Consider the following 14,445-nt stretch of genomic DNA (forward strand, 5'->3'; position numbering starts at 1 on the left):
AAAGAATAAACACATCGGGGGGCTTATATGTTTATTATCGAACAAATAAGTAACTTTGCTGCATATTTCTTGCTAAAACATTCAATGATAAATAAACCATATAAAGAATTCGGTGATTTTCTGAATACCCATTTCCCCTATAAAGTACAAAAGATATCTATCAATGCCGGATTTACATGTCCCAACAGGGATGGATCCAAGGCTGTAGGAGGATGTACTTATTGCAATAACCAAAGTTTCAGTCCGGGTTACGGAGGCAAGCAACGTTCCGTTACCGACCAACTCCGTGACGGTATTGCTTTCTTTTCGCACAAGTATCCCGAAATGAAGTATCTCGCCTACTTTCAATCATATACAAACACCTACGATAGCATAGACAAACTGATCGGTCTATACGAAGAAGCCCTCAATTACCCTAATGTAGTAGGCATAATAATAGGAACACGTCCCGATTGTATGCCTCCGGAACTCCTCGAATATTTCGGTAAATTAAAAGACCGGTGCTTTCTTATGATTGAATACGGAATAGAATCGACACTCAATTCTACTCTCGAATTTATCAACCGCGGACATACATATGCCGAAAGTGTAGATGCTATAGAAAAAACTGCTGCAAAAGGGATTTATACCGGAGCGCATATGATACTCGGCCTGCCCGGAGAAAGCAGAGAAGACACTCTTTCTCATGCCGATAAATTGTCTGAACTGCCATTAACAACATTGAAGATACACCAGCTTCAACTGATACGGGGTACAGCTATGGCACGGCAATATAGAGAGCATCCCGAATGGTTTAATCTCTTTGAAGTAGATGATTATATAAATCTTTGTATTGATTTTGCCGAGCGGCTGAATCCTGATTTTATAATAGAAAGGTTTGTTTCGCAATCTCCAAAATCATTACTTATAGCTCCCGATTGGGGTTTGAAAAATTTCGAATTTACAACAAAAGTATTGAAAAGGTTTGCTGAACGGAAAACATGGCAGGGAAGACTGTACAATAAAAAGTAACTTCTTATTCTTTCTCCGGTTCTGGTTTATCCTTGTCTTTGTTTCGTTTAAACAGGTTCTTCACTTTTCCCACAAAACCTACGACTTTCTTCATAAAGTTTTGTTTGCCTTGTGATACGCCCACTGATTCTACAACAGGAGGCTGCAATATTTGCCAAAAGTAATTAAAAGTGGAATGGTACGGGTCCCGCACTATCTCAGAACGAATTTGACGGGGTTTTCTGGCTTTTCCCCTTTTTATATCCGGATTATCTTTTTTCAAGACAGCATTTGCAGCCCTACTTATCAATTTATTTTCAATCAGTAGCCCATTCTGGTTCTTCAATACCGATATGTGCAGATTATTATAAAGGAACAGCATATCTACCGTTGCACCCTTACTTGTCGCGTCAGTAGAAAAAGTAAGATCACGGACAATTCCACTTTCAACCCGTGCAGGTGCTAAAGGTGTAATCAATTGATTCAGATCTTGTAAATTAAAATCCGATAACTTAGCTTTCAGTTTAAAATGATCTATTGCCGAATCGGCAGGTATCGCCCACTCTGCTGTAAAATATCCTGTACCCATCAGTTTTCCATCGGCTAATAAGGTCATGTGGTGATTCTGATACTTGGCTTTATTAGTAAAATCGGATATGCGTCCGTTCATTTCCGTAAAAAAAATCTTCCCCGGTTCTGTGCCATTTTTAGGCAGCTCTTCATATACCACATTGAAGTTCGTTACATCCAGACTATCTACGTTAAATACAACAGGTACTTTATATAAGCCTTCGTATATAAAAGGCATAATATTATGTTCTATTTCAATTTTCTGGTTTTTATAATTTAGCAGATCTACATTTTTTACACTTAATAAACTCGCATTGAGTTCTTTTCTCATAAAGTAGGTTGTAAAATCAATTCCCGACAGTGTTACATTATCTACTTTTACATCAAACCAGTCTTTATTCCGGGGATGATAATACGCAAATTCCTGTTTCGGAAAAGCAGCGTCCAAATGTATTTTGTCCAAGCGAAACAGACCTTTGCTTTTACTCAGTTCTACATTCCCTATTTTCATCGTATAGTAACCATTGTCAACCGGAAAATGAATATCTTCTGTTTTGAAATCGAAATCATCCAGTTTAAAATCTCTTTTTTCTGCATTCACATCCAGCCCCTTAAATTTCAAGGTCGTTGTATTTAGCTTTTGATGCACATCCGTTCTCCCTGCCAAAGCGCTTTTATAATCTATGGCAGCTTCTGATATATTAAAATTGCCAATAGAAATCAGTGGAGCCAACTCCCTCAGTTGATCATATAAATCCGCATCATTATCTGATTTTAATCCCGAATCAGGAGATGTCCTCAATGTCTGGGCTATTTTAATTGCCGGAGCATCTATAATCAGATTGTCCATCCGAAATACGGACCCAGTCTGGTCAATTCCGTCTAATAACATTTGGCGGGTTGCAAAACCAAATTCGAGATCGGGTTGTTCCAGATTGATACCGATATCGGTAACCTTGATATTATTGATTTTCAGAGGTAACTTCGCCGTTTTCCCCTTTTCACTCTTTCGCGATACAGATGTTTTCTGTAATCCTGATTTTCGAATATCTACTTGTGGTGTTAGTATATCCAGTTTATTTACAGATATACCAAGATAACTATTCCAAACCAGATTATCCAGATATAGATTCTTTGATAGCACCTGTATACTGTCTTTCAATACTTTATCAATATAAGAAACCGCTGCATCCGACACATTGGCTTTGAAAACCGCCAGGTCAAATTCCTCTGATTTTGAGCCTTTTGTCCGGTTACCCACCTCACTATCCCCTGTCTTAACGACTCTTATTCTAGGAGCTTTCAGATCAAATAACCCAAACGTGATTTTCTGCTTCTTTTTGAATGGGTTATAATTGATATCGCGAATATCAATGAAAGGTGAACTAAAGCCAATATATGTATCCGGAGCTTTTGTCCATGTATTCTCTTGTGGTATAAGCTGTACATCCCTTAAATATAGGCGGCCTTTCATTCCTGTCAGTAGCCCTTCTTTTATTTTTAACCGGTATTCTTTGCCGGGCAATAAGTTGTCAAACCTTTCGAAACGAAGCCGGAAATTATCAAAAGTAAAATATGTTCCCGAGTTTTCGATAGTCTCTTTGTTTATCAACAGGTTTGTTGCGTTAAAATCGACTTTAGGCAAATATAAATTAAGCTCACCTTTTACCGACTTATCCCGCAGCCTGACATTCGCATTATTAATTCTTACATTATCTATTGATAAATGATTAAAGAAAGGCGATATGACATTCAGATTCTGTAAAGGATCATCAACCGCAGAATCTTCTGGATTGTCAACCGACTTCGATTTTCGGGAAGGCATTTTCACATATTCTATTTTAGGAGCGTCTACCGAAAATAGATTTGCTTTGATCCCTTTTTCGTACTGAATACCTGAAACTGTTATAGAATCGATCGAACCCGAAATATAATCGTATTTCGTTTTTGTTGTTATAGGCGATAACTTCACTCCGGCAATCTGAAAGCGTCCCAGCACGGTATTCAATAACAATTCGTCGACCTCTATATTCTGATTTTTTGTATTTACATTACCTTGTATTCCACGTGCATCTATCGCAAAGCCATCTGAATATAGAAACCTTTGCTTCCTGTCTGCTTCGGGATCTACTATGAAATGATATGCTGCGAAATTAAAATTATCCAGTGTATAAATATCAACCGTATCCTTATCTCTGTTCGTATATTGCAAACGGGCTGTATTTACTCCTATCTCATCTATAGTAATGCTGTTGAATAAAGGAGAAACCATTGCATATAATGTCCAGGAGAGAACAGCCGGTTCTTTTCTCTGTTTACTTTGCTTATTTTCAGCGAGAGTATCTTTCTTATTTGCTTTTTGTAAGTTAAAGTATTTGATTTCTGAATCTCTTACCTCAAATAAACGGGCTTTAAGATTATTCAGAGCATCCTCTCTATTAAAATATACACCTTCCAGACGGATAGATTTGACTCTCGATTCAACATAACTTTCGGGGAGTTCATTATTTTGTATCCACAACTGCTTTTGCGGAATCAGGTCTACATTCTCTATATTAATAATAGAGTCTACCGTATTTAATTCTATCTTGTCAGTATTAAAAACGAACTGATTATTAGATAATAACACCTGAGGTCGATTAGTCGTAAAATCAAAATTATCACAGTATAATAGCTTACCGGATTCGAAAGAATCTTCATCCAGACGGAATCCGTAGGCATGAAAGCTCACATCCTTCAGGGCATAAGTGGAAGTTGACGAACCATCGAATGAAGAATATACAACATGGGCATGTTCCATATTCATTTTCTTTACCGTCAGCACATCAATATATGGAGAAATCAGGTCATGCAAAGTTTGATTGGAAGTGTTTTTTGTTTTCTTTTCAAAACGATCCGAATACTGTGAATCAAAAATTTCGACAACCGGATTCTGAATCTCGAACAACCGGAAATTCAACTTTTTGTAATTGAATCTCCACGTCAGGTTAATCCCTTCGAAATGAATAGAACCAACATATATTTTAAAATAAGTAGAGGGCAAACTGTCTTTAGCCGCCCACTCTTTGAAAGTTGCTGTATCGGGTACAAACTGAATATTCTCGATCCGGAGAGAACCGTCAATAATCCCTACTGACAGGTCGCTGAACTGCATATCGTAAAATCCGTTGGTAGCTAAATAAACCTCCTTACTGAGTTCACTTTTCAGATAATTCTCCAGTTTGTTCTTTAGATACCAGTTCGCAATAGTCCCTCCAACTATTAAAAATAAAATAATAGTGAGACTTATTTTTAATACTCTACGCTTTTTTCTCCCCATAAATGGGCTCTGTTAAATACAAATTTAGGACAATATAATAAATATTCGTTATCTATTTAACAGAGCTTGACGTATATTGTTTAGATATGACAGTGAAGAGAACTGCTTTCTTATTGCTGTCCGCCCCCTGACTGTTCGGCAGATCCGCCCCCCATCGCGTCATCATTATTAATACTTCTGGCAGCTTTCTTTATCTGTGCCTTCATCTCTCCGAAACGGTATGACACAGAGAAGTTAAATGATTGGTTCTTATTATAGTTTATACTTTCTGCAAGGTATTCGGTAGTGTGTTCTTTCCGTGTAAATTTCAATTCTTTCTGGAAAGGATTCACTGCCGATACATTGAAAGTCAGCTTATCCGCCAGAAAACTCTTTGACAATCCGAAACTATGATAACTAAATCCACTTCTTTTCCCTAATAGATTCACATTTCCTGTCCGCCCTCCAAATCCTGCCGAAAATTTAAATGCTTGCGGAAAAGTATATTGAAAATTAGTAAACAGGCGACCGGTAAAACCTGTATTCGTCATCCATTCGCCAGGTGAACCATATCCTCTGATATCTGTATAACCGACTGATGTATTGGCTGTAAATCTGATTTTAGACATAGGTGTCCAGCTTACATAGTTAAAGAGCGAAACCTCACGCTTTTTCCCCACGTTGCCATAAGTCCTGATAATAGTATTTCCTTCAAGCCGTGTTACATCCTCAACCGAGTTGTTTACAATATTATAGGACACACTGGTATTCATATTGAATTTAGGCGTAAACAAGCTATAATTCAAGTTGATGTTGTGTGATTTAACAGCATCCAGATCGGGATTTCCATATGAAATAGTGGTCGTATCCGAAGAGTTTACATACGGATTCAGTTGCCAGATTCCGGGACGGGATATACGCATATTATATCCTAATCTGATTGTTTGGGAAGTAGCCAACTGATACGAAACCGTTGCTGATGGTACTATATTAGAATAGTCTGTCTTGAAATTTTGTTCTGAATCCAGAGGGAATCTTGCTTCGAGATTTGTTCCTTCATAACGGGCACCCGCTTTAAATCCCCATTTCTTTATCTTGGCTGTATATCCTAAATAGGCGGAAAATATATCCTGTTCATGTTTAAACTTATCATTCGACGATGCAATATCTGTCCAGACACCTGTCTCCGGATCATAGTCCTGCCGTCCACTACGGCTATCGCTTAAACGGATAATATACTTCAATCCGGCTTCCAACGTATGGATTTTCGAAAAGGGAGTTGTATAATCTACCTGAAAGGTATGCTCTTTGGTGCTCCCATCTGAGTATTGATCTGTTCCAAAATCTCTAAAAGCCAGTACATTTTCGTAAGCTACACGGGATGCCCAATCATCCGGCGATGTCTGGTACCGGTATGAAGCGGTAAACAACCTGTCTTTATTTTTTGCCGACGTGTTCTGATAATCGACTTTGACACTGGTAGAGCCATATGTATAATCGTTTACTGCATTTTGGTTATATTCCTGTTGGGTAATATTACTCACATCCGCATATTTTGTTGTTCCATAAGACTTCGAAGTGCCATCGCCTCCATATTTGCTAAATCCGATATTAACCAGATTCAATGTATCTATCTCGTAACTAAGCTCGCCTCCCCCGTATTGTCCGTTCCCTGAATATTTATTACGTCCGGTTGTTTCAACAAAATGCCTTTGTTCGACACCAAAATACTCTCTTGACGAAGACATATTAGACCAAGGGCTTTTGTAATCGTAATAATTATAATTACCCGTAAAACCTAGTTTTCCTTTTTTGAATGACAAAAACCCTCCCAGCCCGTATCCTCCACGGGTATCAGCACGTCCGTTTAAAGTAGCCGTGTAACCTCCCATAGAAGTTTCTTTATTGGTTATAATATTTATAATACCGGCAAGTCCTTCGGCATCGTATTTGGGTCCGGGGTCTGTTATCACTTCTATATTTTTAATAGAGCTGGCAGGCATACTTTTCAGTACATCCTTAGGATTACTGGCCAACATACTCGAGGGTTTTCCATCCAGATAAATTTTATAACTGGTCGACCCTTTCAATTCAATATTATCTTCGGCATCTATTGTTACCATCGGTACTTTTCTCAGCATATCCATGACATTACTCGTTTTCGAGTCGGGATCATCTTCCAGACTATAGGTAATTTTATCCATATCGACTTTTACCAATGGGCGCTGAGCCGACACTACGACTTCCGACAACGTAGTCTTATCTCCTCTTAAAAAAATATTCCCGAGATCTACTGTATTTCCGCTACCTACGGAAAAAGCTTTCTCAACAGGTTCTTTGCCTAAATATTGAATATTCAAAACAAACTCGCCTTTCTTTGTCATAGCAAAGTTAAATGCGCCTCCATCGTCCGTTACCACAGCTTTCTCCAAGACCGACGGCTTCCCTGCGGGCGTTATTCGTATTGTAGCATATGGTATTGTTTCTTGCGTAAGGGAATCCATCACAACTCCTTTTACGGTTACTTTCGATGTTTGGGAGAATGCTGTTATAGGTAATAGCAGCATAAGCAGATAGAGCGGGCGTATGATTTTCATCTAAATGGTCTTTTAGGTTTAATTTTAAGGTTTATGGATGATAAATCCATCACTTTAAAAGTTGTTATTCAAATTTATATAGTGTCTGTTTTTAGTCTTATCCTAATTCTATACTTCCTGGGTTTGTGTTAATTTATACTTTAATCTTTTACGGGCTACATTCCGTATAAGTTAATATTCTTTTATACCTTTGCACCTCTAAAATCGGCATAATTTTAGGTTAAATATAATAGAATATATGATATGTCGCAAATTGATTTAAATAATCACGATTATCAAGTCATTTTCACTCTTTTTTTTCTATTAGCTTTTAAAAGTATAAAATAAAAGCTCAATTAACTATCAGTACATTTTTTCACGGAACGTTTTTTAAGGGGCAGAATCGCGTTTCCGTTTTTTTGACTCCGATGCTCTTCACCTTTTTAAATTTTACATTGCGATGCAAAACGTTGCAAATATTGAAGAATTAGAAAATAAACAAATCTCACGATTATTATGGCAGTACGCACTCCCTGCCATTGTGGGAACGATGGTCAACTCCCTTTATAATGTTATAGACCGTATATTTATCGGGTTATGGGTCGGTGACGACGCAATATCAGCTCTGGGTCTCGTATTACCTATTATGAACATTACCGCAGCTGTAGGTATGCTGGTGGGCGCCGGATCGGCAAGCCGCATTTCGATATTTCTGGGTAAGAAAGATATAGTTACAGCAGAAAAAATAGCCGGAACCTCTTTCGTTATGACTCTTATACTAAGCGGTATCGTCATACTGGGCTTACTCCTTTTCCTCGATCCTGTATTGAGATATGCCGGAGCCAGTGATGTTACATTGCCTTACGCACGCGACTTTCTGGTCATTTTCCTTCCGGGAAACCTATTCCTGTCACTTTGCTTCAACTTCAATAATATGATGAGAGCATCGGGATACCCGAAGAAAGCGATGATAACCATGCTTATCAGTGTAGTTACCAATATTATATTAGCACCTATTTTTATCCATTATCTCGGCTGGGGAATCAAAGGTGCTGCCACAGCTACATTTATAGCTATGGTCGTCGGTTTTATTTTTGTGATGCAACATTTTATGAATCCACGCAGCTTTATAAAGCTACGGGTAAAGAATTTACGCCTTTCTAAAAAAATAGTTTGGTCTATAACCTCTATCGGGATGTCGCCGTTCTTTATGCAGTTAGCTGCATCTGCCGTTATCTTCTTCATCATTTTCCAACTCCGCAAAGCTGCAGGAGATGATACACATGCCGGAGATATGGCTATAGGAGCATATACGATAGCCAATACACTATTGATGCTGATTGTAATGGTAGTAATAGGACTTACTCAGGGTATGCAACCGATAGTAGGATATAACTATGGAGCTAAAAATTATATACGGGTAAAGGATACTGTCGTTTATACGATAAAAATAGGTATGGCTATCACTACCTTCGGATTCATATTAGGATTCTTCTTTCCTCATATATTCGTTAGTTTTTTCAATCCGGGACCTATTCTGGCGGAAGATTCGGTTAATGCCTTACGGATACTTATTATCTGCTTTCCGTTAGTCGGATTTCAGCTTGTAGTGACTAACTTTTTCCAGTGTATAGGACAAGCCGGAAAATCTATTCTGCTGAGTTTAACCCGTCAGGTTTTGTTCCTTGTTCCGGCATTGTTTATAATGCCTCAGTATTTCGGGCTAAATGGAGTCTGGATGTCAATCCCTATCGCAGACTCTCTGGCTACAGTCACTACTTTGATATTGTTTGTGATGCAAGTTAGGATACTGAAAAGAGAGGAAGCTTTACATAGTGATACTATTTGAGAACAGGATAGTTATAGTAAAAAAAGAGAGACTAAAGTTTAGCCTCTCTTTTTTATTCATATCATGTTATTTATCCTTATTTCCACAGAGGGCTTGGATATTCTCCATTATCAGCCAATTGTTGCAGTTTAGCAACTACACCATCACGGTCTTCGGAATAAGTTACCCCAAACCATTTAGATGTGGTATCCAATACTTTTACATCGGCAGTTTTATTTGTAATAAGATGATCTACCATTAATGGAATGAAATATTCTGCTTTGAGGTTACTTTGGTTCAACTCTAAAAACTTAACGAAATATTCCGCTGAATACTGGAAATATTCGGGTGTAAATCCCCACATATTCATCGATACAGGTGTATTTTCGGCTAATTCGTACCAATAATTCTCTGCATCTTTATACTGGATCTTACCGTCTTTGCGCTCGATATGAGTTCTTTCAACCACACTGGTAAGGAATCCGTCTTTATCTGTTTCGCAAACACCGCGTGCTACAGAACCGCTTTCCGACAATGTATTACACAAACGATATCCAACCATACAATAATGATTTTTACTACCTTCGAGATTTGTCAGGAATTTAGCCAAAGTTTCGAAACCGTCACGACCATAAAAGTCATCTGCATTAATTACGGCAAACGGTTCTTTGATTACATCTTTTCCCATCAATACCGCATGGTTTGTACCCCATGGTTTTACCCTATCGGCATGAACTGTAAACCCTTCGGGTAAATCTGTCAATTCCTGAAATACTATTTCAACCGGAATATGCTTATCATATTTAGATGCTATTTTTTCTACAAACTCTTTTTCGAAAGACTTACGGATAACAAATACTAGTTTTCCGAACCCGCTTTTAACTGCATCATAGATCGAATAATCCATGATAGTCTCACCATTGGGACCTAGTCCATCCAGTTGTTTTAGTCCTCCATAACGGCTACCCATTCCGGCAGCAAGTACAAATAACGTTGGTTTCATTTGGTTTAGTTTCATTTAATGTTATGAACCACAAAGTTAGTTTTTTTGAAACAATAGCGCGTTTTTTCTAAGACAAAAAGGGTATAAGGTTAATCTCGCCAATATTAATTACATACAGCCTTTCTTTTTGCACCACTCATATTATAATCACTGGTCGAGGCCTTTCATCGATAAGGCGACCCTTTTGCGGGCAACATCTACTGATATAACTTTTGCCTGTACATACTGATGCAGAGACACTATCTCCGTAGGATCAGATACAAAACGATCGGCCAACTCCGAGATATGTACCAACCCGTTCTCTTTGATCCCGACATCAACAAAACAACCAAAATTAGTTACATTTGTTACGATACCCGGCAGAATCATTCCCTCCCGTAAATCTTCGATTGTTTTAATTGAGGGATCGAACTCAAAAGCCTGTATCTTCTTTCGTGGATCGCGCCCCGGTTTATCCAGCTCCTGAATAATGTCATTAAGGGTTGGTAATCCAACTTTGTCATTCACATATTTATTCAGATCCAGTTTTTTCTTTAATTCTTTATTATCGATCAAATCTTTAATATTACATTTCAGATCTTTAGCCATCGTTTCCACAATATGATAACTCTCAGGGTGAACAGACGAGTTATCCAACGGATTCTGAGCATCGGCAATACGAAGGAATCCGGCACACTGCTCAAATGCTTTTTCACCCATACGGGGTACTTTCATCAATTCTTTTCTTGTTTTGAATGCTCCATGTTCGGCTCTATAATCGACGATATTTTGTGCCAGTGTAGGTCCCAAGCCCGATATATAAGTCAGAAGATGCTTACTCGCAGTATTTACATTGACCCCGACCAAGTTTACACAACTTTCGACAGTTAAGTCCAGTGACTTTTTCAGCTTTGTCTGATCTACATCGTGCTGGTACTGGCCTACTCCTATCGATTTCGGATCTATTTTCACTAATTCGGCTAACGGATCCATAAGTCGACGACCGATAGAGACTGCACCACGTACTGTGACATCGTATTCAGGAAATTCTTCCCTCGCTATTTTTGATGCCGAATAAATAGATGCGCCATTTTCACTTACAACAAATACCTGAACCTCTTTTTCGTAACGGAGGTTAGTTATGAAGTGCTCTGTTTCGCGGCTGGCTGTACCATTACCTATAGCAATAGCATCTATTTTATATGTAGAAACCAGCTGTACTATTTTATTTCCGGCTTTATGAGTTTCATTCTGTGGCGGATGCGGATAAACAGCTTCATTATGCAACAAATTCCCTTGTGCATCCAGACAAACGACCTTACAACCGGTACGATATCCCGGGTCGATACCCAACACCCGTTTTTGTCCCAATGGCGCAGCCAATAGTAACTGACGCAGATTTTCGGTAAAAACGCGGATTGCTTCTTCGTCAGCAACCTCCTTCGATGCTGCTGCAAATTCGGTCTCTATTGACGATTTCAGCAAACGCTTATATGCATCCTTCACAGCGGCCTCTACATATTCTGATGCTTCGGTCGATCCTTTCACAAACTTGCGGTTAAGGCGTTCGAGTGCATCTTCTTCTTCGGGACTGATATTTATTTTGAGAAAGCCTTCGGCCTCTCCCCTTCTCATTGCTAATAAACGATGGGACGAACAACGGCTAAGACGTTCTTCGAGATCAAAATAATCCCTGTATTTATCGCCTTCTTCCTCTTTTCCTTTAACTACTTTCGAAGTAATAAATGCTTCCCGTTGAAATAAATTACGAATAGTATTACGTGCCGATTCGTCTTCACTAACCCATTCGGCTATAATATCACAAGCGCCATTAATAGCCTCCTTCACATCATTAACTTCACCTTTTACATACGCCAAAGCCTTAGACTCCACATCGAAACGCTGCTGAAGCATCAAAGCCTGTGCTAACCCTTCGAGTCCTTTCTTCCGGGCTATTTCCGCACGGGTCTGCCGTTTGGGTTTATATGGCAGGTAAATATCTTCCAGTTCTGTTGCATTCCAGCAATTTTCGATTCTGGATTTTAATTCTGGTGTTAGTTTGTCCTGTTCTTCAATTGTCTTTAAGATTGTCTCCCTACGCTTGTTCAGTTCAGTCAGTTTATCGTAATGCTCTTTGATAGCTGCTATCTGTACTTCATCAAGTCCTCCGGTCGCTTCTTTCCGGTAACGGCTAATGAAGGGGATGGTAGCTCCGCTATCTAACAGGTCGATTGTTTTTTCGATCTGGGTCTCGCGGATATTTAATGCTGAAGATATTAGTTTATTAATGGTCATTGGTATATAAAGTGTTATATTTTTATCGTAATTTATTGTATTTTAACCGTTAGTCTATAGTTTCACAATCACTTATCCTTATTTATTAGTAGAAAAACCAACAAATATCATTATTTATTGGTATTGTACAGACAATGAAATCCCTTTTACTTTGTATTCAGATTAAAACCAAATTATTTATCACTTTTCAATTAAATAATAAACATGGCAAAGATAGGCATATACTACGGTTCTACAACCGGTAACACTCAAGATTTAGCTGACCGTATCGCAAAAGCTCTTAATGTTGCTTCGGCTGACGTACACGATGTAAGTTCGGCTGCTGCTGATTTCAACCCTTATGATGTTGTCCTGTTTGGTGGATCAACAATGGGCATGGGCGATTTTCAGGACGATTGGGAAACTTTTATCGACGATGTGAAAGATGCCGATCTTAATGGTAAAAAAGTTGCCTTGTTTGGCTGTGGTGACTCTGTATCTTACAGCGACACTTTTGGTGATGCCTTAGGTAAAATATACGAGGTAATCAAGAATAAAGGATGCCAGCTAATCGGAAGAACTTCTATAGAAGGTTACACTTTTGATAGTTCCGAGGCTGTAGTTGACGGTCAGTTCGTAGGATTACTTATCGACGAAGATAATGAATCAAACCTGACAGATCAGAGAGTAGCTCTTTGGTTAGAAGATTTGAAAAAACAAATTTGATATACACCATATTAATCAATCTTTTTATATAGTCTATGCAGGTTTTTAATCATCATATCTACGAATTCAAGAAAGGAGTACGCGACATGGTTCTCTGTACACTCTCAGCCAATCTGGAAGATAAAGTGATAGCAAAACTCGAACGAAATGGCATTTGCTATATGATACAAAGGTTAAGAAAGGGCAATATCAATGTCTTTTTCGGGAAAGAAGAATGTCTTGTTGTAATAAACAAACTGTGCAAAAACAGGTCTCTGGACCAGCTTTCGCCGGAAGAAGATTTTATGATCGGTACGCTTTTGGGCTACAGTGTCTGTGAACAATGCCGCCGTTATTGTAAAAGGAAGAAAACAGAGAGCGAAGTCATAGTAGAAAATATGTAAAAATATATAGCATTCGGCGTTACTCAGTAACAAAACAGGCCGAAAAGCCTTAGAATGCCATACTCAATATAGTGAATCATTTCTATTGATAGTTTTTTAGTTGATCATTTAATAGCCTCATGACGGGATGTCAAGAGGCTATTCTTTTTATCTTTATTTTATATACTGCACTTTATTGGCATCCCGGTTTTTCGCTTCGGGAGATTCATTCTTATAACCTACCGAAATTCCGAATATTACCTCATGGGTATCAGGCAAATTAATAGCCTTTAATAAATCTTTTGCATCAGGTTTATTAAAGACACTTGCTACACTGCCAATTACACAAGTTCCGATATTCATCGATTCGGCACTCAGCAGAATGTTCTGAGCAAATAATCCACAGTCAACTTCACTTGCTCCATTATTTTTATCTTTGGCTACGATAATCAAAGTCGGTGCACCGTGGAATACACTAAAACCTTCTTGTTGAGCCTTAGATGCACTACCGGGCAGCGACTTACCTTTTGCATTCTCTACAAACTTCGCATTAATCTGAGCCAAGAGCTCTGGATTCTGAATAACCCTCACTTCCCACGATTGCTTATTCAATGCACTGGGAGCATTTATTCCGCACTGTATAATAGTGTCCAATTGCGCCTGAGCCACTTGTTCCGGTTTATAGACACGGATACTTCTACGGCTTAGGATATTTTCTACAACTACATTTTTGGGAGTTTCGAGTGTTTTCTCGGTTTGCGGCTCTTTCGCTGCCTGGTTACAAGACACCAAAGCCAATAAGGAAATAGATAATACTGCTAAAATTTTCATACGCATAA

9 protein-coding genes are annotated in these 14,445 nt (G+C 38.6%); 4 read left to right on the forward strand and 5 right to left on the reverse strand.

Annotated elements, in window-relative coordinates:
• Positions 1-84: 84 nt before the first annotated feature.
• Positions 85-1,011: a tRNA modification radical SAM protein MnmL/YtqA gene (locus BUC12_RS17045; RefSeq protein WP_062182842.1), complete on the forward strand. Its 927-nt coding sequence runs from the start codon at positions 85-87 to the stop codon at positions 1,009-1,011.
• A 4-nt stretch (positions 1,012-1,015) separates the two neighbouring features.
• On the opposite strand, the gene BUC12_RS17050 is transcribed toward BUC12_RS17045, so the two are convergent.
• Positions 1,016-4,879: a hypothetical protein gene (locus BUC12_RS17050; RefSeq protein ID WP_062182740.1), complete on the reverse strand. Its 3,864-nt coding sequence runs from the start codon at positions 4,877-4,879 to the stop codon at positions 1,016-1,018.
• A gap of 110 nt (positions 4,880-4,989) precedes the next feature.
• Entirely contained in the window at positions 4,990-7,455 is a 2,466-nt protein-coding gene (locus BUC12_RS17055) for a TonB-dependent receptor (RefSeq protein WP_062182737.1), read from the reverse strand.
• 439 nt (positions 7,456-7,894) lie between these two features.
• Between BUC12_RS17055 and BUC12_RS17060 the strand changes: the two genes are divergently transcribed.
• Positions 7,895-9,283, forward strand: coding sequence for an MATE family efflux transporter (locus BUC12_RS17060; protein WP_062182734.1), 1,389 nt, complete (start codon positions 7,895-7,897; stop codon positions 9,281-9,283).
• 76 nt (positions 9,284-9,359) lie between these two features.
• On the opposite strand, the gene BUC12_RS17065 is transcribed toward BUC12_RS17060, so the two are convergent.
• Positions 9,360-10,265 carry a sugar phosphate nucleotidyltransferase gene (locus BUC12_RS17065; protein WP_062182840.1) on the reverse strand — a complete coding sequence of 302 codons (906 nt, stop codon included), beginning with the start codon at positions 10,263-10,265 and terminating at the stop codon, positions 9,360-9,362.
• Between the two features lie 147 nt (positions 10,266-10,412).
• Positions 10,413-12,539, reverse strand: a complete 2,127-nt coding sequence (locus BUC12_RS17070) for a Tex family protein (protein ID WP_062182731.1) — start codon at positions 12,537-12,539, stop codon at positions 10,413-10,415.
• Between the two features lie 204 nt (positions 12,540-12,743).
• Here BUC12_RS17070 and fldA point away from each other — a divergent pair, with 204 nt between their 5' ends.
• Complete coding sequence (gene fldA, locus BUC12_RS17075) at positions 12,744-13,244, forward strand: flavodoxin FldA (RefSeq protein ID WP_062182728.1); 501 nt, start codon at positions 12,744-12,746, stop codon at positions 13,242-13,244.
• Between the two features lie 35 nt (positions 13,245-13,279).
• The gene (locus tag BUC12_RS17080; protein WP_062182725.1) at positions 13,280-13,627 is read left to right on the forward strand and encodes a DUF2023 family protein; all 348 of its coding nucleotides are present in this window, start codon (positions 13,280-13,282) and stop codon (positions 13,625-13,627) included.
• A 153-nt stretch (positions 13,628-13,780) separates the two neighbouring features.
• Here the strand turns inward: BUC12_RS17080 and BUC12_RS17085 are convergent, their stop codons facing one another.
• The gene (locus BUC12_RS17085) at positions 13,781-14,437 is read right to left on the reverse strand and encodes a nitroreductase family protein (RefSeq protein ID WP_236689406.1); all 657 of its coding nucleotides are present in this window, start codon (positions 14,435-14,437) and stop codon (positions 13,781-13,783) included.
• Positions 14,438-14,445 lie beyond the last annotated feature (8 nt).

Origin of the sequence: Indolivaga macrotermitis (genome assembly GCF_900128985.1) — a bacterium.
Lineage (GTDB): Bacteria > Bacteroidota > Bacteroidia > Bacteroidales > Dysgonomonadaceae > Dysgonomonas_A > Dysgonomonas_A macrotermitis.

Excerpts from the sequence above, each read along its gene's own strand:
- BUC12_RS17045 (WP_062182842.1), top strand. The coding sequence starts at position 85 with ATGATAAATAAACCATATAAAGAATTCGGTGATTTTCTGAATACCCAT.
- BUC12_RS17050 (WP_062182740.1), bottom strand. The coding sequence starts at position 4,879 with ATGGGGAGAAAAAAGCGTAGAGTATTAAAAATAAGTCTCACTATTATT.
- BUC12_RS17055 (WP_062182737.1), bottom strand. The coding sequence starts at position 7,455 with ATGAAAATCATACGCCCGCTCTATCTGCTTATGCTGCTATTACCTATA.
- BUC12_RS17060 (WP_062182734.1), top strand. The coding sequence starts at position 7,895 with ATGCAAAACGTTGCAAATATTGAAGAATTAGAAAATAAACAAATCTCA.
- BUC12_RS17065 (WP_062182840.1), bottom strand. The coding sequence starts at position 10,265 with ATGAAACCAACGTTATTTGTACTTGCTGCCGGAATGGGTAGCCGTTAT.
- BUC12_RS17070 (WP_062182731.1), bottom strand. The coding sequence starts at position 12,539 with ATGACCATTAATAAACTAATATCTTCAGCATTAAATATCCGCGAGACC.
- fldA (WP_062182728.1), top strand. The coding sequence starts at position 12,744 with ATGGCAAAGATAGGCATATACTACGGTTCTACAACCGGTAACACTCAA.
- BUC12_RS17080 (WP_062182725.1), top strand. The coding sequence starts at position 13,280 with ATGCAGGTTTTTAATCATCATATCTACGAATTCAAGAAAGGAGTACGC.
- BUC12_RS17085 (WP_236689406.1), bottom strand. The coding sequence starts at position 14,437 with ATGAAAATTTTAGCAGTATTATCTATTTCCTTATTGGCTTTGGTGTCT.